Below are 20427 nucleotides of genomic sequence, written 5' to 3'. Positions count from 1 at the left end.
CACGCCGCGAGCGCCGGCACCGGCGGGGCGATGCGTTCGCGCTCCCGCCGCTCGTCGTCTTGCCGGCGCCGTTGGGGCCCAGGAAGCCGTAGACCGTCCCTCTTTTGACCTTCAGATCGACCCCGTCGACCGCCTTGTTGGCGCCGAATGTTTTGCCGAGGCCGGTGGCCATGATCGCCAGCTCGGATGGCGCATGCGCCGTCTGCATCACCTGCATCACTCCCCTTGCATAAGTAAGGTGACCTCGCCAAGCCATCGTGCGCTTGGCCCCGGCTGCTAGATGCATTATAGCACGAAGCCTCCGCCGGTTCTTCTTACAGATTGCGGACATGCAAATGCCCGGCCGCGAGCCCGGCTTGGGGCCGCCGTCGGTGCGCGGAGAGCCTGGCAGGCTAGAGCAGCTCGCCGCTCGCCTGGAGATATGAACGCATGCCAGAAGCGGGCCCCGGAGAGCCGCTCCCCCCGAAAACCCGCTTCTCGCCGCCTAACGCGATGCTCCGACTTGCGCTAATCTGCTAAGCGCACGACCCGCTGCTCGGCATGGCTGCGCAGCGCCGCTTCGATCACCTGAATCGTGCGCAGCCCGTCCGCCGCCGCCACCGGCGGCGGCGCGCCCTCGGTGACCGCGCGGACGACGCCCTCATAGAATCGCTCGTAGCTGCCGACGACGGTCTCGACCTTGCTATGCAGGGTGAGGCCGCCCGTCATCCGCGTCAGCTCGCCGTACGTCTGAGGCCGATCCCGGCCCCAATCGGGCGCGCCGGGCTGCAGGCCGTCCTTGAGCTGCTGCTCCTGCGGGTCAAGGCCCGACTTGACGAAGCTGCCCCCGTCGCCGTGCACCTGATAGCGCGGCCCCTGCCGCAGCACGAGCGAGCCCGATTGCAGGATCGCCCGCAGCCCGGAGGCATAGCCGAGCACGACGTGATAGCGGTCGACGATACGCGAGCCCTCCCGCTCCATGCCCAGATCCGCCCACACCGTCTCCGGCGCTCCGAACAGCGTCAAGGCCTGATCGATTATATGCGATCCCAGATCGTACAGGATCCCGGTGCCGGGCTCGTCCTGCTCCTTCCAGATGCCGGGATTCGGCTCCGGGCGGAAGCGGTCGTAATGCGCCTCGTACCGCGTGATGCGTCCCAGCAGCCCTTCGTCCACCAGCCGGCGGACAGTGAGGAAGTCGCCGTCCCAGCGCCGATTCTGATACACCGTCAGGACGAGACCGCGCTGCTGTGCCAGAGCGATCAGTTCCTCGGCCTCGGCGGCGGTAGCGGTGAACGGCTTCTCCACGATGACGTGCTTGCCCGCCTTCAGCGCTTGCTTCGCGTAATCGTAGTGCGTGCGGCTCGGACTGCTCACGACGATGACGTCCAGTTCCTCCCGCGCGACCAGCGCATCCACCGAGTCATACACGCTCGCCCCCGGATAGTCGCGATGCACCTTGGCCGGGTCCGACGAGACGAAGGCCGCGAGCCGCAAGCCGTCGGTCGCCGCAATGAGCGGCGCGTGGAACACCGAGCCCGACAGCCCGTACCCGATTACCCCTACTTCAATCGTCATGCCTGCATCCTCTCCTTGTGCTTCTTATTCATCTTCCAACGGGATCAGGATCGTGAACTCCGGATCCGGCGCGAACGGGTCCTGCTCAGCCGGATACAGCTCCAGATGCGTCAGGCCGCCCTCGTGCGGCCGCAGCCCGCGCTCGGCGATCCAGGCGTACAGATTGCGATACGTCGCATCGATCTGCTGGCCCCGCAGATGCCGGCACTGCGCGTAAGCGAACGCCGGCACCTCGATGACGCCCATCCCCTCCGGCACCACTTCGGCCGCGCTGACCTCTACGGCGGCAAAATGGATGAAGCGCTCGGCTCCGGGAGCCGCGTGATACGACAGTCCGAGCAGTCGATCCGGACGGCTCGTTCGTTCGACTGTGCCGAGACGCCGCCGCAGCTCGGCCTGGACGACGTGGATGCCGCCCGCCGCCGCCTCGGCGAAGGTGCCCTCCCACTTCAGCCCGACCGCGATGATCGGGGGCCACTGCACGAGATCCGCCACATTCAGTTGCTCCATAATCCTGCTCCCCCCATCCATTCGTATTGGGTGATCCACTTCCCCCAAAGTATAAAGCAAACCGCCGCCGCTTGAAACCCAAGGACCGCAGTGCGAATGCAAAATAAACGCTGACGGATGAACGGGAGCGCCCGCGAGAGCTTGATCCAATGCTAACGCGGCTCGCGGAATCTAACGGACACTGGAGGCGCTTAGCGCTTGTTTCGGGCATGCCGTCAGTTGTAACGGTCATGGGCGACGCTTAGAAGCTCCTTTGTGCGCAATTCCACCCGCCTAGGGCGCTAAGCGTCGCTGGTGACCGTTAGAAAGTTAAAGCGGCGCCCCATCCGCATGGATGGGACGCCGGTGAAAGCGAGTCAGTGACATAGATGTAGCGCCGGTCGGGGAGAGGAACCGCAGCTGGCTGTCTCCAATCCACAGCTACCGTCAATCCAGCCAATCGCGAAGCACACAATCAGGTGGTCGTCCCAAGCAACAGCCGGTATGCGTCAACCGAGCGATAGGCATCCGGGGCGTCCACCCACTAGCCATCGAGCTGCCTGCCGCCGCGCCGGGCGCAGGGACGCTGGGCATGCGCTTGGCCATACCCTGCGCCCTCACGTCCGCGCGCTAGCCATCATGCCGCTCGGCAGAGGAGATGCTCGCCCGCGCCTGCAGGCTGCCGGTGCGGTAGCGCCCTTCTTCCTCGCCGCCGCGCATGAACGGCCACCAGTTGGCCTCGCCGAAGGTACGCACCATGACCGGGATGAACAGCGGCAGCATGAGCAGCGCGTACAGGAACAGGCCGCACAGCACCACCGTCGCAATCTGCAGCAGCGACATGACGCCCGAGGGCAGCATCGCCGCGAAGGTGCCGCCGAGGATGACCGCGGCCGACATGATGACCGTACCCATATGCTTCATCGCCAGCAGGATCGCATCGCGCGGCGGCAGATGCCGGTATTCCTTGAAGCGGTCCATCAGGAAGATGCTGTAGTCGATGCCCAGCGCCACCAGCATGACGAAACCGAAGAACGGCACCGCCCAGCTGATCCCCGAATAGCCGAGGATGCGGACGAACAGCACCTCCGCCAGCGCCATCGAGGTGTAATACGTGACCAGCAGCGAAGCGACGAGGTAGAGCGGCATCACGATCGAGCGGAACATCACGATCAGGATGAGTCCGATGCCGATCAGCATGAGCAGGACCGTGCGCGCATAGTCCGCGGCCGAAATGTTGCGCAGGTCATTGTTCATGCTCGACACGCCGTCGATGGCATAGGTCGCGTCCGCATACGCCGTGCCTTGGAGCGCGCGCGCGGTCGCCGCCTCGAGATCGTCCACCTTCTCCAGCGTCTCGGTCGCGTACGGGTTGCCCGCGAAGACGACCTCGAACTTCGCGATATCCCGGTCCGCCGACAAGTACACGTCCAGACCGGACTGGAAGTCTTCGCTCGCGATCGCTTCCTCCGGGACGAACCAGCCGCTCACTTGACGGTTGGGCGCCTCGGCCAGCTCGCCGAGGTAGGCCTGCGCATCCTGCAGTCCGCCCGCGACCTGCGTCAGACCGTCCACGCTGGCATCGAGGCCGTCCGTCAGCTCGCTCAGCTGGCCGCTCATCTGCGCAATCCCGGACTGGAGCGCCGTCTGCCCCTCCAGCAGCCCGTCGATGCCGGACGACAGCTCGGGCAATCGGCCCACGATCTGTCCCTGTCCATCGGCAGCCTGTGCAATGCCGCCGCGCAGCTCGCCCAGGCCCGCCGCCAGCTGTCGCAATCCGGCTGTCAGCGCCGTCTGTCCTTCGCTCGCCTGAGCGAGCCCGCTGTTCGCCTCGCCGAGGCCGGCGCTCACGCCGCCGAGCTGCGTATTGAGCTCGCTCAGGCCCGCCGCCAGCGCGGCGCTCTGCTCCGCAAGCGCAGCCGACGTCTCGCGCAGCCGCACGTACGTCTCGTCTTGCTGCAGCTCCGGATACGACGCGCCGAGCGCCGCCAGACCGCCGTCGAGGCCGTCGAGGCCCTGCCCCAGTCCCTTCAGACCGGATGCGATCTCGCCGTAGCCCGCGCGCAGCGCATCGAGGCCGCCTTCCAGCTCGCGATACCCGGCGAGCAGCCCCTCCGAGGCGTCGGCCAGCTCCTGCGCGCTGCCGGCTGCCTGCTCCAGCCCCTGCTGCAGCTCGGCGGCGCCGGCCGTGCCGTCGCGCAGGCCCTGCTCGATCCGGGTCAGGCCGTCCGTCAGCTCGGCGACGCCGCCCTTGAGCTGCTGCGTGCCATCGATCAGCGCATCCGCTCCGCCGACCGCCTCCTGCAGCTGCGGCGCATTGTCGCCGAGCGCGGCGCTGGCATCCGCCAGGCCGTCCTTGATCTGCACGAGGCCGTCCTCGCCCTCGCCCAGACCGGAGCCGAGCGTGCCCGCTTGCTCCGCCACCTGCAGCTGATCCAGCGCCTCGCCGGTTGGACGGGTGGCGCTGCGCACCGTCTTGACCCCGTCCACGCCCGCCAGCTCGCGCGAGATCTGCTCGATCACAGCCAGGCCGGCAGGGGTGTCGAGCGGCTCGCCGGAGCGGACCACGACCGTCGCCGGGAGCGACTCGCCGGGGCCAAAGCTGTCCGAGATGGCGTTGAACGCCTTGACCGAATCATACTTGTCGCCGATCTCATCCAGCGAATTGAACGAGATCGAACCGCGGTAGCCGATCAGGAGCGGCACGATGATGACCGCCAGGATGAGCAGCGCCCAGACCGGGCGGCGCAGCGAGAAGCCTCCGACCGCGCCCCACAGCCGGCTCGGCTTGTGCTCGAGCGAGCCCCGCGTCGGCCAGAAGATCGCCTTGCCCAGCACCGCCATGAAGAACGGCACGATCGTCAGCAGCGCCAGCAGCAGTACGGCGACGCCGACCGCCACCGCGACCGCGGACTGATACAGCACGAAGGTGGAGAAGCCGATCGCCGAGAAGCCGACCAACACCGCCAGCCCGGAGACGAGCACCGTCTTGCCCGCCGTGCGGTAGGTGGCCAGGATCGCCTCCGTCTTGTCGCCGCTATGCGCCAGCTCCTCCTTGAAGCGGCTGATCAGCAGGATGCAGTAGTCCGTGCCGATTCCGAACATGACCGCCACCATGAAGATCTGGGTGAAGTTCGACAGCGGGAAGTCGAGGTATTCGACCAGATACGCCACCACCGATTGCGACAGTACATAGCTCAGCCCGACCGCCAGCAGCGGGATGAACGGCGCCACCGCCGAACGAAAGACGACGAAGAGAATCGCCAGAATGAAGATCAACGTGATGAACTCGGTCTTTTTCAGCCCTTCCTCCGAGCTCTTGATGACATCCTCGTTGATCAGCCAGTTGCCGGTATAATAATGCTCGACCTGCACACCGTCCAGCGCCGCATACAGCGCCTCGCCGACCTCGGCCGGCTCGCGCCCGTCCTGAACCGTGCTCACCAGCGCCAGGATGGTTGTGCCGTCCTCGGCGACCATCTGGTCCTCCAGCTCGGGCATGTCGAAGTGCGTCGTCACCGCCGTCACCCCGTAGGTCTCGCGTCCGTCCTGGAGCAGGCGGATGCCGCGCTCGGCCTCGGCCCGCTCCGCGGCCGTCAGACCGTCCGGATTGTGAAAGACGAGCACCGAGGACAGCTCGCCCGAGCTGCCGCCCTCCTCCTCGCCCAGCTGCCGCAGCAGCTCGGCTGCTTCGGTCGACGAATAACCGTCCGGCACCGTGATTTGCCCCTTCTCGCGCACCAGCTCCTGCATGTTCGGCGCGCTCAGGAACAGGCCGACGGCCGCCGCCAGCCAGATGGCGACAATCAGCCATTTGAATTTCAGAATTGCCTTCATGATGAACCGTTCTCCTCTCCTGCCGGCGACTGCAGCAGCACCTGCGCCAGCTTCTCATAGGTCTCGATGAATTGCCGTCCTTCCTCCGCATCGAAGTGCCGGATGCAGTCCCCGATCAGCTCCTGCATCTTCTCCTCCAGCGTTTCGGACAGACGTTCTCCTTCGGAGGTCAGCGTCAGACAGATGACGCGGCGGTCCTCGGGGGCGGGCACACGCGCGATCAGTCCCTTGTCGACCAGGCGTGTGATGATCGCCGTAATCGAGCTTTTGCCGACACAAAAAGCGTCGGCCAGCTCCGAGGACGTCGTGCGCGCATTATGCCGAATATAACGAATCGTCAAAAACTGGTCGACTGTCAGTTCCTCGGGCATCATGTCGCGAAACAGCGCATTCAGCCTGCGCTCAATCGTGAAGTGCGCCTGCTCGTAGCGTCTGATGATGTTTATGAGCGTCGATTTGTCCATCAGTACCTCCAATCTTCATGGCTTGAACAATTCAATCCTAGAATAGTTCTATAGTTGAACTATAAGGCGAAACCAGTCGTTTGTCAACCGAATGTCAACCGAATGACAACAAGCCAGGCGCTTTTGCGCCTGGCATCACTTGCAATTTAATAACCATGTAAATCGAATGAGGTCGCTCACAATGATTGCGCAATTTCAACAAACTGCTTGCGCAGCGTTTGATAATAGAGACGCTTGGTTGTATAAGCCCCTCGCTCCTGCAGGTTTACTTCATACTGAATGATGGGCACGAAGTATACCTGCGCGTAATCCAGCTCGACTTCAATTCGGACCGTCAGCTTGTCCCGGATATCCTGTTTTTGTTTTTCAGCTTCCGCTTCAATGGAGACCAGTTTGTCCGCCAGTTCATTTCGCTTTTCCTCGCTCAGTCCTTTGCGCTGCATGCGTTTTTCGGTTTCTTGCGCCATTTGGCGGTAGTATCCCTCCAGACGCTCCAGTTCCCGGTCCAGCTTGGCCTCGCTGCCAGAAGAAGGCCCGGTATTACGCGCCCGCAATGCCGCGTCCCTGTAAGCGATCCGGTAGGACGTACCCAGATCAGGTTGAACCGCCAGCTCCAATTCGTAAGGCATCCGATCCGCAAAGGGCGTCGCAGCTGCGAGCCCCGCCATCTCGTCGTCAATCACGCCACGCTGCGCATCCACCCAGATTACGCCGAATTGCTCCTCCCGCTCATCTGATAAATAGACGAAACGGAAGCCGAACACAAGCCACGCTCCCCATGCCGCCTGCTCGCTTGCGATGTGCAATCTCGCCTGCTGCACCGCGAGCGTGCGGCGAATCTTGTCTTCGGCGTGCTGCACATGCGGGCGGTCCAGATCGGCAAAGCGTACAGTGGCACGGGTCTGCTCGCGCACGAATGCCATCAGCTGTTCAAATACATAGCTGCCGAATGTGACGAACTCGGCCTCCGGATTCTCCTCGGCCACTTCAAAATCAAAGGCGAGCAAAAGCTCGGTCTTGTTCTGAAACCAGGACGCGGCTTCTTCCGGAACAACGGCCTCGCAGAGCGCGTACTCCCGCGCCACCACAATACCGCCCATCGCTTCAAGCGTGCCGGTCACAAATTGCTGCAGTTCCATAACATTCCTCCCGCTACACGAATAACTTCTGATCCAGCGCCTTGACTCTGTCGAGCTGCTGCTTGTTTTGCAGCAGCTTGTCGCCGATTTTGTCCATCTCCTGTTCGATGCGGCGGCTATCCTCCGACATCGTCCATGCGTCCATCAACGTATCCGAAAACTCTTCGCGCTCGTCCAGATCGCCCATAATCATGTCGACTTCGCCCACCACAAGCTCGAATAAATTAATCTTGCGGTCCAGCACATGCAGCATATAATGCTCGAGTGTGTGGCGCGCGGCAAGATTATAAACCGACACGTCGCGTGTCTGTCCAATCCGATGGATACGTCCGATGCGCTGCTCGATCGCCATCGGGTTCCAGGGCAGATCGAAGTTGACGAGTGCGTTGCAGAATTGCAAATTACGGCCTTCCCCGCCGACCTCCGTGCTGACCAGCACCTGAGCAGAGTCACGGAAAGCAGCAATCGCTTGCTCCTTGTCCTGACGCCTCAAGCCGCCGTGAAACACCGCCACCTCAAGCCCCCGTTCACGAAGCACCGCGGCGAGGACATCGAGCGTTGCCTTGTATTTGGTGAATACCAGCACCTTGTCGTTCAACCCGGTGACAAACTTCGCCGTTGCTTCCAGCTTGGCGCCGTTCACCGCTTCGGTTGCCGCGATCTCGTTCGCGGCCTGGTAAAATTCCTCAACCGTGCGCCGCTCTGCCGCCTCCAGCTTCTCCTGTCCGGCGAGCTTGTGCAAGGATGGCGCAATCGAGGCGAACGAGCTGCCCATCTGCTCCTGCATCGTCTTCAGCAAAAATCGCGAAAACACCGGATGCTGCGCCAGATAATGCCGACGAATAAATCCGCTGATCTCGGCATACAAGCGTTGCTCCCTGTCCGCAAGCTGCACAATGTCCGTGGTGGAACTACGTTTTGTAAAAGCAACATCGACGGTGCTGCGCCGGTTGCGGATCATCACATCGGAGAGCAGCGCCTTCAGCTGATTCACATTTTTGGCTTCAATTCCGCGGTTATCCTCCACAAAATTGCGTTTAAACTGGGCATAGGTGTTTAGTTGACCGGGCTTGAGCAGCGTAATCAAGTTGTATAGCTCTTCCAGCGAGTTTTGGACCGGGGTCGCCGTCAGCAGCAGAATGTATTTTTTCTGAAGGCGATTTATAAATTTCCAGGCCTGTGTATTGCGATTTTTGACATGATGCGCTTCGTCAACTATGACGAGGTCATACGGGATATCCACAATAACCTCGCGATGATTGGCTCTTTTGGCCGTCGACAGCGAGGCTATGATTTTGGGGAAATGCGACCAGGCCTCGCTTCCCATCGCAGTGAATGCGGGATCATCCGAACGAATGAAGTCCTGATTGAACTTGCGCTTCATCTCCTCCGCCCACTGATTCATTAGCGACGGTGGCACGAGCACCAGAATGCGCCGTGCCAGACCCCTGACTATGTACTCCTGCATGCAGATCCCAGCCTCGATGGTCTTGCCCAGTCCGACTTCGTCACACAGCAGCGCGCGCCCGCGGAAACGGCCAATGACTGCAAGCGCCGTCTTCACCTGATAGGCGTAAGGCTGCAGTTCGCGAATATGGGGCAGCCCGATCAGTTCATCCGCACCTGCGGAGACGTAGCGCTGCGAAGCGTCGTATAATTCGAACCAGCGGTGGTCGTCCTGACGCATCCCGCAGAGCGACGCCAGTACCTGTTCCATCTGCCGCAGCGTATCCGGTCGCTCGCTCACCTCGGTCCGCCAGTCCGACTGCACCGCAATCGGCCATCCAATTGCGATCCGGCGATCGGGCAGCATCCTTGCCAACAGCCACTCCGCCTGTTCATAAGGCGCGAAGAATCCCTTGATTCCTCTGCCCTGCAACAGCCGATCCCCGTGCACCACCTTCATCTTACGTTCCAGACCGTCGTCATTGACAAATAGGAAGGTAGTCTCGTCCATATCCGGCTCCATATGCGCTTCAAAAAATCGCATCAGCGATTCATCAATCTCCATAACCTGAAGCTCCAGCAGATCCCGACTCGGCCGAAAAAGATGCATGCGTCCATCTCCTGTCCAACGAATTCCCCCTATCATATCACAGCCTGTCGGCCGGCGATAACCAGGCCAGCCGACAGGTCGGGACTTCAGCGCCGGACTCCCGCCGCCTCTGCTACGCAAGAGCTGTCGCCGCACGTCAGCAGCTTCCAGATTAGTATGCCTCCACGCCGAGCCGGTCGATGATGGCCTTGATGAAAGCCGGTTCATCCTCAGGCGTTCGGGAGGTAATTAGATTGCCGTCTACGATGACCTCGCGATCCTCATAATGGCCGCCCGCCTCGCGGATTTCGTCGGCGATGCCGGGATAGCCGGTCAACGTCCGGCCGCGCAGCAGTCCCGCTTCGGCCAGCACTTGCGGCCCGTGGCAGATTGCCGCGATCAGCTTGCCCTGTTGATTCGCCTCGGTGACGAACTCGATGATCCGCTTGTTCTGCAACAGGTGCCCCGGCGACTTGCCGCCCGGGATGACGACCGCCTCGTAGTCCTGCGCCAACGCGTCGCCTGCGGACAGATGCGACGTATACTCGATTGTGCCGTTTTTGCCTTTTAACGTCTGCCCCTTTTGCAGGCTGATGATGACCGCTTCCATGCCGTTTTTGGTCATGGCATCGTACGGGTTTTTCATTTCCGAATCTTCAAATTCATCCGCCAGCAAAAAGGCGACCTTTTTTTTCATTTGTTCGACCATTGCTTGTACACGCTCCTTTTTCGTTTTTCGGAGCAGCGGCGCTGCATCCGAAGACGGCGCGAATCCGGTAAGCCCGCGCCGGGGCCATGAAGTCGATCTTGATGCGTTAGCGTGCCCCGGCCTAGCTTCTATTACCCCGAAACCCGGGAATTGATTGCGTGTTTTTTTCAAAGACGAGCACGAGAGAGTACCAGAGGCGGCTTCCGACCGATTCCGATTCCGACCTAAGACGGGGCAAAAGCCGTCCTCTAGCCCGTTCTTGTTGAATCTGGACAACCATATACTTAAGTAAAGTCAAACAAAACGAATCGGCTGCGCCGTCCTTTGGCGGCGATGTGAGGATTATATAACGATTAAATAACGACGGGCGCGCCCGTCTTGTCCGAAAGGAGCCGTCGAACATTGAGTTATCCCGTGCTTCATGCACTCGATCCTGTCGCAACCGGATGCCTCGCCTTGCTCTGGAGCGCATCAGCCTTGTTCGTTGCCATGCTGGCCAGCAGCCACTCGCAGCCGGTCCTCCGCGCACGAATTCGACGCATTATTTTCTACCAAAGCCTGGCTGCAGTCCCGCTCGCCGTTAAGCTGGCCCTGCCGCCTACGCTGCTCCAGTGGGAGCGCGGCCTATGGCCGGCCTTGCTCGGTCTCGCTGTAGTCGTCCTGCTCGCGACCGCTCCCCATCGCGCGCGCAGTTGGCGGGTGCGCCGCCGCCTGGCCCGCAGGCGAAGCTTTGTCGCGAGACGGCGCTATCTGGCCCTGCGTCGCTCCCGGCTCGCAAGGGCGGACGGCTCGGAGACAGCCGCCCCGCCACCCGCGCACACTTCGGTCTACCCGCCGCGCGTATAGTTGCGAACGCCCGGCTGCGGACTCTGACCGTTGCCTTGGCGCCTAGGGGGGGCTTGATGCCTTGTGTTTTTGTCCCCTGCGCCTCGGTCCTCTCTTACCATACCAAGCTCCTGTATCAATCACACATCTTACGGACATAAATGACCGTTACGGGCGAAATAAGATAAAATCCACAGGCTAATGGACAAAAATGTCCGTCACAGCACAGCCCGCAGGCGCCGTACTCCGAATGGTGGGGTGATCTGCTCTACGCTCCTCTCTGCAAAACTGCGTGCGCATCGACTTCATTGGTCCGCTCCGGCTAGGCGTCACCTGGCCCATCTCCGGCATGATCGCAGCATCCGCCTCGCCTGGCTAAACTCTGGGGAATGCCCCGTGCACCTACACCACCTGCCCCGTCTCCGGCATGCCCCGAGAGGCGAACTGGCTGTTGTACAGCTCGGCGTAGAAGCCGTCCTGCTCCAGCAGCTCGGCATGCGTGCCCTTCTCGATGACGTCGCCCTTGTTCATGACCAGGATCAGATCGGCGCCGCGGATCGTCGAGAGGCGATGCGCGATGACGAAGCTCGTGCGGCCCTGCATCAGCGCGTTCATCGCATGCTGGATGTTGACCTCGGTGCGGGTGTCGACGCTGCTCGTCGCCTCGTCGAGGATCAGGATCGCAGGATTCGCCAATATTGCCCGGGCAATTGTCAATAATTGTTTCTGTCCTTGCGAGATATTCGAGGCTTCTTCGTTGAGCACCGTGTCGTAGCCGCCTGGCAGCGTGCGGATGAAGTGGTCCGCGAAGGCCGCCTTCGCCGCCTGCACGATGTCAGCTTCTGTCGCATCCGCGCGTCCGTAGGCGATATTGTCGCGAATCGTGCCGTTGAACAGCCACGTATCCTGCAGCACCATGCCGAACATGCCGCGCAGCGCGCCGCGCTGCAGCGACGTGATATCGGCGCCGTCGATCGTGATGCGGCCGCCGTCCAGCTCATAGAAGCGCATCAGCAGATTGATGAGCGTCGTCTTGCCGGCGCCGGTCGGCCCGACGATCGCGATCGTCTGCCCCGCCTTGACCTCGATGCTCATATCCCCGATCACCGGCGTGTCCGGCGCGTATCCGAAGCGCACATGCTCGAAGCGCACGTCCCCGCGCGGAGCGGCCAGAATAGCTGGACGCTCGGCCTCCGGCACCTCCTCCTGCTCGTCGAGCAGCTCGAAGACGCGCTCGGCCGATGCGATCGTCGACTGGATGATGTTGGCGATCGTCGCCATCTGCGTGAGCGGCTGCGAGAATTGGCGCGCATACTGGATGAACGCCTGGATGTCCCCGATATTAATGGCGCTGCGCGTGACGAGAATGCCGCCGACGATGCAGACCAGCACATAGCCGAGATTATTGATCAGCGTCATGAGCGGCATGATGATGCCGGAGATGAACTGCGCCCGCCAGCCGGCCTCGTATAGCTCGGCGTTGATGCCGCCGAACGTCTCGATCGAGCGCCGCTCGCGGCCGAATGCCTTGATAATGCGGTGCCCGGTATACATCTCCTCGACATGGCCGTTGAGCTCGCCGAGCGTCTTTTGCTGCTCCTTGAAGTAGCGCTGCGAGCGGCCGGCGATGGCGCGAATGACGACGACGCTCAGCGGCAGCGTGAGCAGCAGGATGAGCGTCATGAGCGGACTGATCGTCAGCATCATGACGATGACGCCGACCACCGTGACCAGCGAAGTGATCAGCTGCGTCAGGCTCTGCTGCAGCGTATTGCTGATGTTGTCCACGTCATTGACCGCGCGGCTCAGGATCTCGCCGTTGCTGCGGCCGTCGAAGTACTTCAGCGGCAGGCGGGACAGCTTGGCGCTCACCTGCTCGCGCAGCCGATAGACCGTCTTCTGCGCGACCCCGGCCATCAGATACTGCTGCACGAAGCCGAACAGCGCGCTGACGAGATACAGGAAGACGAGCAGCTTGAGAATATCCAGAATATAGTCAAAATCAATCGTGCCGCCCATCACCGGCTTGAACAGCTCGGTCGTGGCGTTGCCGAGAATCTTGGGACTGACGATCATGAACACCGTGCTCAGGATCGCCGTCAGGAAGACCGCCCCCAGCTGCAGCCGGTGCGGTCGCAGGTAGCCGATCAGGCGGCGCAGCGTGCCCTTGAAGTCCTTGGCCTTCTGCACCGGCATGCTCATGCTGCCCGGACCCGGCCCAGGGCCAAACCCGCGGCCCGGACCGCGGCCGGGGCCTGCCGCGCCGGCGCTGCCATGCGGCCGGGCGCCGCGTTCGTCGTTGCCGCTCATGCAATCTCCTCCTTCGTCAGCTGGGACGCTACGATCTCTTGGTACACCGGATTGCCGGCCAGCAGCTCCTCATGCGTGCCGATGCCCGCCAGCCGGCCCTCCTCCAGCACGAGGATGCGGTCGGCCTCCATCACCGTGCTGACGCGCTGGGCGACGATGATGACCGTCGCCTCGGTCGTCTCCGGCCGCAGCGCGGCGCGCAGCCGCGCATCGGTCTTGAAGTCCAGCGCCGAGAAGCTGTCGTCGAACAGATAGATCTGCGGCCGCCGCACGAGCGCGCGCGCGATCGAGAGCCGCTGCTTCTGGCCGCCGGAGACATTGCCGCCGCCCTGGGCGATTCGGGCCTCGTAGCCGCCCTCCATCTCCGCGACGAAGTCCGCAGCCTGGGCGATCTCGGCCGCATGGCGGATCTCCTCATCCGTCGCGTCCTCCTTGCCGTAGCGGATGTTGTCCGCCACCGTACCGGTGAACAGTACGGCCCGCTGCGGCACGAGACCGATACGGCTGCGCAGCTCCTCCTGCGGCAGCTCGCGCACGTCGACGCCGCCCACGCGTACACTGCCCGCCTGCACGTCGTAGAAGCGCGGCAGCAGGCTGAGCAACGTCGACTTGCCGGAGCCGGTGCCGCCGATGATCGCCGTCACCTCGCCCGGCCGCGCCTCGAAGGAGATGTCCTCGAGCGCCGGCTTCTCCGCGCCGGGATAGCTGAAGGCGACCCGGTCGAAGACAACCGTCCCCTTGCTCGCTGCCGCCGGCTCCGCCGTCGATCCTTCGCGCGCGGACCCGGCCTCATGCAGATCCGGCTCCATCGCCAGCACTTCGTTGATCCGCACCGCCGACGCCTGGGCGCGCGGGATCATGACCATCATGAAGCTCAGCATGATCAGGGAGAACATGATCTGCATCGCATATTGAATGAACGCCATCAGCGAGCCGACCTGCATGTTGCCCGCGTCGATGCGCAACCCGCCGAACCAGACGATCGCCACGATCGCCAGATTCATGATCAGCATCATGACCGGCATCATCGCGGCCATGATCTTGTTGACCTTGATCGCCGTATCGGTCAGATCGCGGTTGGCGTCGTCGAAGCGCCGCTCTTCATGGGTCGTCCGGTTGAAGGAGCGGATGACGCGTATGCCGGTCAGCCCCTCCCGCAGCACGAGATTCAGCTTATCCAGCTTGACCTGCATCACCTTGAAGTACGGGATGCCCTTGCTCGCGATGATCGCGATCGCCGCCGCCAGCACAGGGATGACCGCTACGAGCACCCATGACAGGGAGGCGTCCTGCGAGACGGCCATGATGATGCCGCCGATGCACATCAACGGCGCCATCACCATCATCCGCAGCATCATATTGAGCACCTGCTGGACCTGCGTAATGTCGTTGGTGGTGCGATTGATCAGCGACGCCGTGCCGAGCCGGTCGAATTCATGCAGGGAGAAGTTCTCCACATGCCGGAAGACCCGCGCGCGCACGTCCCGGCCGAATCCCGCCGCCACCTTCGCCGATAGCAGACTGGCCAGCACCGAGAAGGCTGTGCCGCCTGCTGCAACCAACAGCATGAAGCCGCCGATCTTCCAGATATACGGGATGTCCATCCCGACCACCCCGATATCGACGATATCGGCCATCAGCGTCGGCAAGTACAGCTCGGAGAGCGTTTGCAGGAAGGTGAAGAGCAGCACGCAGGCAACCAACGGCCAGAACGCACTCAAAAATCGAAACAGCTTGAGCATGAAGCTTCCTCCTCTGGACGCGCTTGACAAGTGAAGCGGAGCGCATGTGGTATGTGATCGGGCATCATTTATGCGAACGGTCGCGGAAATAGCCGGCCGAGCGGCTCAGCAGTTCAGCCAGCTTGTCGCTGTCGGCTTCGCCCAGATGCTCGACCAGGCCGCCGAATGTGGCGAGCATGACGCGTTCCATCGCGGCGACCTTGCGCTCGCCCTCCGCCGTCAAGCTGACGCGAATGGCCCGCCGATCATGCGGATCGGGCAGACGGCGCACCAGTCCCTCCGCCTCCAGCCCCTTGATCTGCTGGGTAATGGTCGGCGAGGTGACGCCGAGGCGCGCGCCGATCTCCGATACCATCATGCCGGGCGAGCCGGCCTCGCGATGGCGGCGAATGACGAACATGAGCGCCAGGTCGGCGCGCTTGCCGGCGATTTCGGGCGCATCATGCCAATCCATGCGGCGAAAACGGCCAAACGCTTGCATCAGACGGCGCGCGGCAGCCTGGTCCCCTTCGGAGCAAGGGCCTTCTCTCATGCCAAGTCCTCCCTTTTTCATTTAGCACCAAATAATTTGGTTATTAATTTAATAGGCTACCTAATTATATGTCGCATACATTTCCGTTGTCAACCGGCTGTTCACGGCGGAATGCGGCAGCCGCTTTTTTAGACGCGGGCAGGTAGGCGCGCGCCGTATTCTTTGGTACGATAATGGCAACCTGAGAATAGCAATTGAAGCCGTGCGTATAGGGCGGATCATCGGAGGGGCGAGCGGGATGCAGAAGGAAGGCTACGCGTTCTGGAACAAGTACGCCGCGCAGGCGCAACTGGACGTGCTGGTCGCGGCGTATTCCAAGGTGGGTCAGAACTGGCGCGACGAGGACTTCACGCCGGACTACAACAAAATGTATTATATCCGGGAGGGCAGCGGCTACGTCAAGCTCGACGGCCGCACCTACTACCCCCGGCCCGGAGAGCTTTATTTTCTGCCTGCGGGCAGGCAGCAATCGTACGGCACGCTGGAGGGGCGCGAGCCGTTCGGCAAGTACTGGTGCCATTTCCGTGCGAATGTCGGCGGCCTGGAGCTGTTCCAGCTCGTGGAGACGCCGACCTGCGTCTCGCTCGGCGACCGCGCCGACATCAAGCAGCTCTTCGAGCAACTGATCGCGCGTAATCGCGACGCCTCGCTGGCAAGCGAATTCCGCGTGCGCGCCCTGATGTTCGAGCTGCTCGCCAACTACCTCGAAGCAGGGGGGCCGCCCAAGTGGAACACCGGCGTCTCGGCCTCGTTCGAGAAGATGAGCCAGGTGCTGCGCTATATCGAGCTGCATTTGGCGGAGTCCCTCAATGTAGAGACGCTGGCGCGGATCGCCCACTTTCACCCCAATTATTTCATTAATGTGTTCCGCAGCTTCACCGGCTATTCACCGATTCAGTACATCAACCGGATGCGCCTGGAGAAGGCCAAGCATCTCGTCGCCACGACCGAGCTCAGCGTCTCGGCCATCGCCGCTACGATCGGCATGGAGCTGCCGTATTTCTCGCGCATGTTCAAGGAGCATACCGGCCTCGCTCCTACCGCCTACCGGGAGATGGTGCCGCGCGGCTAGAGACGCACAAGCAGGGCCGCCGGTTGCGACCGGCGGCCCTGCTGCGTCTAACGGATCGGATCTGTCGGCCAGCTGCTTAAAAGATGGCCCGCGAGATAATGACCAGCAGAATGAACAGAACCAGGATCATGCCGCACATGTTATATGACGAAGGCCCATAGCCCGCGCCTGCGACCGGCATCGGACCGCATACATAGTTGGCCCCCGCTACCTGTGCCATCGGCTGCATGCCGCACGGCTTCATACCGCTCTCTGCACCCGCCACTCCTGCTTGCATACCCGTTCCCATGACATTGTTGTATCCTGACATTGCATTGCCACTCCCCTTGCTCTCAAGTTGGTGTGCTACACAATGACAGCTTATGTCCCGGGTACGCCTGCCGGACTGGCAAACACCCAGACATCCGCAAAATGGGCCGCTGCGGATCAGGGGTAGAACGTGCTCTCCGGCGTCGTCGTCGGACACCAGCGCGCAGCCAGCAGGTACTCGATGAGCGCATCCTTGGCCTCGGGCGTCGCAATATAATGCAGCGCCTCGGCGGCGTGCGCCCGCACGTAACGATTGTCGTCGTCCAGTGCGCGGCACAGCTGAGGCACGGCCGCGCCGGCGGCGGAACCGAGTCGCGCCAGCGACAGGCCGGCCATGAAGCGCGTCTGCACATCCTCGTCCTGGAGCGCCCGGATCAGGCCGCCTGTCGCCGTATCGGCCGGCACGCCGATCATCGACAGCGCCTCCACGACCGCATGGCGCACGCTCGGCGCCGGATGCTCCATCAGCGCAGCCACCTTCGCTAGCGCCGGAGACGCCAGCTCGCGCAGCTCGCCCAGCGCGAAGACCGCATGGGCCACCGTCTCCTCGCGCTCGCTCGCCAGCGCTGCGCTCAGACCCGGCACCGCGGCTGCGCCCGCTGCCGCGAGTCCGTAGCCGGCGCGGCTGACGACGCGCCCGGCGCCCTGATTCAGGCCGCTCAGCAGCGCCTCTACTCCGGCCGCGCCGTAGCGCGCCAGCCCATAGGCCGCATTCAGCGCGGCCGGCTCATCATCGGATGCCAGCGCCTCGGCCAGCTCGGCTACGCGGCCGGCGTCCGCCGCGGCCGTATCCGCCAGACTGCCGACCTTCCCGGACAGCCAGTTCCACGTCTCGCGCCACATGTCCGCATGCTGCGCGATCGGAGTGTTCAGCGCTGTCGGCGCCTGCCATTCCGGCGTCTGATTGTCCCAGCTCGGAGCCGTCGGCGCCTCCGTCCGCATGAATTCGAATTTCAGCATATAGCGGTGTTGCCCGAGCACATTCGGGGTCGATCGATGCCAGATGTCGTAGTGAATGAGCGCGAACGTGCCCGCCTTGCCGCTGGCCAATGCCTCCTCTGCGTTCTCTTCTTGCTCGAAGACGCGCGATTCGTAATTCTGCGTACCGGGAAAGACGCCCGTCGGCCCGAGTTCGACCGGCGTGTCCTGCGGGAAGTACATGATCATCGCCCACCATGGGTGATGGTTGCGAATTTTGCGATAGCCCCAGTAGCTATCCTTGTGCCAGCCGCCGGCCTTGGGCGACGCATTATGATGCCCGTGCCGATGCGCGTGCAGCATGTAGTGCTCGCCCAGCACGCTTGTGAGCGCGCCCGTGACGGTCGGATGATCGAAGACCTGCTGCATCTCGCGAATACGCGGTAGCAGGTTATTGCCCGGATTGCCCTCTTTTTCGTAGACGGCATTGAGCTGCTCGACCAGGGTGCGGTGGAAGGCTTCGGAAAAGTCGGTCTGCAGAATCAGATAGCCCTGCGTAATGAATTGGCGCATCTGCTCGTCATTGAGCAGGCGCGGTTGACGGGGTTGCATCTCGTTGGTTCCTCCCTTGAGCTTCAATATCGGTTGCTACCGCTTATTGTAAGGAAGGAACTCGCCTCCGACCATAGAGGAAGCTAATCAACGTTTGCACATTCCTAAGATTCGTGTGTCAGTCGGTCCAGACTGCGGAACTCGTAGCCTTGACGCCGCGCCTCCTCGATGATGCGGCCGAGCGCCTCGGCATTGTCTTTGGAGACGGCATGCAGCAGGATGACCGCGCCCGGATGGAGCTGCGCGACAACGTTGTCGTAGGCGTATTGTCCGCCTTTTTGCTGCTTCGTATCCCAGTCCTTATAGGCGACCGACCAGAATACATTCGTGTACCCCGCCGCATGACTGACCGCCAGCGAGCGGTCGCTGAAGATGCCGCGCGGCGGCCGCAGATAGCGCATCTCGCGCTGACCCGTCACCTCCTGCACCGCTTGCTGGACCTTCGCCAGCTCCTCGCGGATGCGGGCGTCGCCGATCGTCGTCATATCCGGATGGCTCCAGGAGTGATTGCCGATCAGATGACCTTCCCGGGCCATGCGTCGCAGCAGCTCCGGTTGATCCTTGACATAGTGGCCCGTCACAAAAAACGTCGCCGGCACCTGCCGCTCCTGCAGCACATCCAGGATCGTCGCGGTATAGCCGTTCTCATAGCCGTTGTCAAAGGTTAAATACAGGTCCTTGCGCGAACCGTCGCCTTTAAAAATCGCCCCGTGCCGCTCCAGCAGCGACTTGAAGCCTTCCTGCTCGATGGAGGCGGGCTGGCCAGCCCTGCTTTTTTTGAATCCGAAATGATACGGCGCATCCCCGGTCGCGCCGGCCGTACTGCCCAACAGCAGCCACAGCGCAGCTGCCGCACCGGCAGCCAACAGGGCATACCTGCGTCGCATTCCCATGGCGCACTCCTCCTTATACTTGTTTGGAGTACTATGCCACAAGAGCGGCATTTTCATCCGCTGCGGCTGCATGGAGAGAGACTATGGATTAGCAGTCGAAGAAAAAAGAGGTGCGAAAGGTCAATCATGCGGGGCATGGAAGGGGATGTTGCGAGGGAGAGAGCGCCTGAGCATTCGTCAGCGAAGCATAAGACGCCGTCAGTGGGCGGTGCCGCCTCGCCTTGCGATTGGCAGGGTCTCTCCCGGTTGCTTGGATTGAATAATAGCCGCATGTGATGTTCACTATGCGAGCAGGAGCAGCATGACACTGCGGTCGCGCGAAAAGTCCCAGTCGGCGAAGGCATCTACGATGCGACGGCCGAGAATGCCCTCCACAGCGCTGCTGCGCAGCAGCTCGCGCTTGGCCAGATCGCGCTTGGCGCGACGCAGCAATTCGCTCTGCCCGAGCCGGATCAGCTCCTGCTCGATACGCACCAGCACGCCGGTGCGTACGACGAGCAGCGTGCGAGCGTTGATCTCGTAGGAGGCAATCTGCGACGAGGCGGCTTCCTCGCTGATCCGGCTGATCTCGCGCTCCAGCTCTTGCTTGCCGGCGTAGCCGGCTGCATCCGATTCGACTTCCAGCATCGATTCGCCGGTCAGTCCGAGTATCATCAGCGTCCGACTATCCACGTTCCAATCGCAATAAATTTCCTCCGGCCTGACGCCGGTTACCGTGGCGATGTAATTGGCAATTTCGGGGGCCATGCGCTCCAGGAGCAAGCCGCGCACCTGATCGACGATGGCCCCCTGCTTCTGTTCCAGCAGTACCCGCTCCGACGGGGTCAGAAATTTGCGCGCATAGATGGCAATGCATGACGATCCGATCGACACAAATACCGATTCGGGTCCCTTCCCGAAATAATCACGCAACAATTTTCCGGTAAAGCTCGAAATGAGCTGCTGGTAATGATTCATAGCTTCCTTCATCTAGTTGCGACCTGT

Annotated in this window: 16 protein-coding genes and 1 pseudogene; 2 read left to right on the top strand and 15 right to left on the bottom strand. The window is 62.2% G+C overall.

What is annotated here, in order from left to right; translation table 11 throughout:
- Positions 1–49: 49 nt before the first annotated feature.
- From IDH44_RS26670 to IDH44_RS17155, 8 genes and pseudogenes are all read right to left on the bottom strand, one after another.
- Positions 50–208, bottom strand: a pseudogene (locus IDH44_RS26670) (ATP-binding cassette domain-containing protein); the annotation flags it as partial.
- 299 nt (positions 209–507) lie between these two features.
- Entirely contained in the window at positions 508–1557 is a 1050-nt protein-coding gene (locus IDH44_RS17185; protein ID WP_190919757.1) for an oxidoreductase, read from the bottom strand.
- Positions 1558–1581: 24 nt separating this feature from the next.
- Complete coding sequence (locus IDH44_RS17180; protein WP_190919755.1) at positions 1582–2067, bottom strand: GyrI-like domain-containing protein; 486 nt, start codon at positions 2065–2067, stop codon at positions 1582–1584.
- Between the two features lie 609 nt (positions 2068–2676).
- Positions 2677–5883 carry an MMPL family transporter gene (locus tag IDH44_RS17175; protein ID WP_190919753.1) on the bottom strand — a complete coding sequence of 1069 codons (3207 nt, stop codon included), beginning with the start codon at positions 5881–5883 and terminating at the stop codon, positions 2677–2679.
- Positions 5880–6347, bottom strand: coding sequence for a MarR family winged helix-turn-helix transcriptional regulator (locus IDH44_RS17170; RefSeq protein ID WP_190919751.1), 468 nt, complete (start codon positions 6345–6347; stop codon positions 5880–5882). Before IDH44_RS17170 ends, IDH44_RS17175 begins: the two co-directional genes overlap by 4 nt.
- Before the next feature lie 176 nt (positions 6348–6523).
- Positions 6524–7486: a hypothetical protein gene (locus IDH44_RS17165; protein ID WP_190919749.1), complete on the bottom strand. Its 963-nt coding sequence runs from the start codon at positions 7484–7486 to the stop codon at positions 6524–6526.
- Between the two features lie 13 nt (positions 7487–7499).
- A complete protein-coding gene (locus IDH44_RS17160) occupies positions 7500–9542 on the bottom strand; it encodes a DEAD/DEAH box helicase (protein WP_223869770.1) in 2043 nt (680 codons plus the stop codon).
- Positions 9543–9693: 151 nt separating this feature from the next.
- Positions 9694–10230 carry a type 1 glutamine amidotransferase domain-containing protein gene (locus IDH44_RS17155; protein ID WP_223869769.1) on the bottom strand — a complete coding sequence of 179 codons (537 nt, stop codon included), beginning with the start codon at positions 10228–10230 and terminating at the stop codon, positions 9694–9696.
- A 402-nt stretch (positions 10231–10632) separates the two neighbouring features.
- Between IDH44_RS17155 and IDH44_RS17150 the strand changes: the two genes are divergently transcribed.
- A complete protein-coding gene (locus tag IDH44_RS17150) occupies positions 10633–11076 on the top strand; it encodes a hypothetical protein (protein WP_190919745.1) in 444 nt (147 codons plus the stop codon).
- 381 nt (positions 11077–11457) lie between these two features.
- Here the strand turns inward: IDH44_RS17150 and IDH44_RS17145 are convergent, their stop codons facing one another.
- The 3 genes from IDH44_RS17145 to IDH44_RS17135 form a co-directional block, all read right to left on the bottom strand.
- Positions 11458–13365, bottom strand: a complete 1908-nt coding sequence (locus tag IDH44_RS17145; protein WP_190919742.1) for an ABC transporter ATP-binding protein — start codon at positions 13363–13365, stop codon at positions 11458–11460.
- On the bottom strand, positions 13362–15107 hold the full coding sequence (locus tag IDH44_RS17140; protein ID WP_190919741.1) for an ABC transporter ATP-binding protein: 1746 nt from the start codon (positions 15105–15107) through the stop codon (positions 13362–13364). Before IDH44_RS17140 ends, IDH44_RS17145 begins: the two co-directional genes overlap by 4 nt.
- A 64-nt stretch (positions 15108–15171) precedes the next feature.
- Positions 15172–15639, bottom strand: coding sequence for a MarR family winged helix-turn-helix transcriptional regulator (locus tag IDH44_RS17135; protein ID WP_190919738.1), 468 nt, complete (start codon positions 15637–15639; stop codon positions 15172–15174).
- A 238-nt stretch (positions 15640–15877) separates the two neighbouring features.
- Between IDH44_RS17135 and IDH44_RS17130 the strand changes: the two genes are divergently transcribed.
- Positions 15878–16711 carry an AraC family transcriptional regulator gene (locus IDH44_RS17130; protein WP_190919737.1) on the top strand — a complete coding sequence of 278 codons (834 nt, stop codon included), beginning with the start codon at positions 15878–15880 and terminating at the stop codon, positions 16709–16711.
- 76 nt (positions 16712–16787) lie between these two features.
- Here IDH44_RS17130 and IDH44_RS17125 read toward each other — a convergent pair whose 3' ends face one another.
- The 4 genes from IDH44_RS17125 to IDH44_RS17110 all read right to left on the bottom strand — a co-directional run bounded on the left by IDH44_RS17125 (position 16788) and on the right by IDH44_RS17110 (position 20412).
- A complete protein-coding gene (locus IDH44_RS17125; protein WP_190919810.1) occupies positions 16788–17021 on the bottom strand; it encodes a hypothetical protein in 234 nt (77 codons plus the stop codon).
- 116 nt (positions 17022–17137) lie between these two features.
- A complete protein-coding gene (locus IDH44_RS17120; protein WP_190919735.1) occupies positions 17138–18550 on the bottom strand; it encodes a HEAT repeat domain-containing protein in 1413 nt (470 codons plus the stop codon).
- Between the two features lie 104 nt (positions 18551–18654).
- Complete coding sequence (pdaA, locus tag IDH44_RS17115) at positions 18655–19437, bottom strand: delta-lactam-biosynthetic de-N-acetylase (RefSeq protein WP_190919806.1); 783 nt, start codon at positions 19435–19437, stop codon at positions 18655–18657.
- A gap of 288 nt (positions 19438–19725) precedes the next feature.
- Positions 19726–20412 (bottom strand): Na-translocating system protein MpsC family protein, encoded by a 687-nt coding sequence (locus tag IDH44_RS17110; protein ID WP_190919733.1) that lies wholly within the window; start codon positions 20410–20412, stop codon positions 19726–19728.
- Positions 20413–20427 lie beyond the last annotated feature (15 nt).

Origin of the sequence: Paenibacillus sabuli (assembly GCF_014705605.1) — a bacterium.
GTDB lineage: Bacteria > Bacillota > Bacilli > Paenibacillales > Paenibacillaceae > Paenibacillus_D > Paenibacillus_D sabuli.
This window is presented reverse-complemented; position numbering and strand designations above follow the sequence as displayed.

What these genes read in the sequence shown, in the direction of transcription:
- IDH44_RS17120 (WP_190919735.1), bottom strand. Translation starts at nt 18,550, where the DNA reads ATGCAACCCCGTCAACCGCGCCTGCTCAATGACGAGCAGATGCGCCAA.
- pdaA (WP_190919806.1), bottom strand. Translation starts at nt 19,437, where the DNA reads ATGCGACGCAGGTATGCCCTGTTGGCTGCCGGTGCGGCAGCTGCGCTG.
- IDH44_RS17130 (WP_190919737.1), top strand. Translation starts at nt 15,878, where the DNA reads ATGCAGAAGGAAGGCTACGCGTTCTGGAACAAGTACGCCGCGCAGGCG.
- IDH44_RS17135 (WP_190919738.1), bottom strand. Translation starts at nt 15,639, where the DNA reads ATGAGAGAAGGCCCTTGCTCCGAAGGGGACCAGGCTGCCGCGCGCCGT.
- IDH44_RS17170 (WP_190919751.1), bottom strand. Translation starts at nt 6,347, where the DNA reads ATGGACAAATCGACGCTCATAAACATCATCAGACGCTACGAGCAGGCG.
- IDH44_RS17145 (WP_190919742.1), bottom strand. Translation starts at nt 13,365, where the DNA reads ATGAGCGGCAACGACGAACGCGGCGCCCGGCCGCATGGCAGCGCCGGC.
- IDH44_RS17125 (WP_190919810.1), bottom strand. Translation starts at nt 17,021, where the DNA reads ATGTCAGGATACAACAATGTCATGGGAACGGGTATGCAAGCAGGAGTG.
- IDH44_RS17160 (WP_223869770.1), bottom strand. Translation starts at nt 9,542, where the DNA reads ATGCATCTTTTTCGGCCGAGTCGGGATCTGCTGGAGCTTCAGGTTATG.
- IDH44_RS17185 (WP_190919757.1), bottom strand. Translation starts at nt 1,557, where the DNA reads ATGACGATTGAAGTAGGGGTAATCGGGTACGGGCTGTCGGGCTCGGTG.
- IDH44_RS17110 (WP_190919733.1), bottom strand. Translation starts at nt 20,412, where the DNA reads ATGAAGGAAGCTATGAATCATTACCAGCAGCTCATTTCGAGCTTTACC.
- IDH44_RS17155 (WP_223869769.1), bottom strand. Translation starts at nt 10,230, where the DNA reads ATGGTCGAACAAATGAAAAAAAAGGTCGCCTTTTTGCTGGCGGATGAA.
- IDH44_RS17140 (WP_190919741.1), bottom strand. Translation starts at nt 15,107, where the DNA reads ATGCTCAAGCTGTTTCGATTTTTGAGTGCGTTCTGGCCGTTGGTTGCC.
- IDH44_RS17165 (WP_190919749.1), bottom strand. Translation starts at nt 7,486, where the DNA reads ATGGAACTGCAGCAATTTGTGACCGGCACGCTTGAAGCGATGGGCGGT.
- IDH44_RS17180 (WP_190919755.1), bottom strand. Translation starts at nt 2,067, where the DNA reads ATGGAGCAACTGAATGTGGCGGATCTCGTGCAGTGGCCCCCGATCATC.
- IDH44_RS17175 (WP_190919753.1), bottom strand. Translation starts at nt 5,883, where the DNA reads ATGAAGGCAATTCTGAAATTCAAATGGCTGATTGTCGCCATCTGGCTG.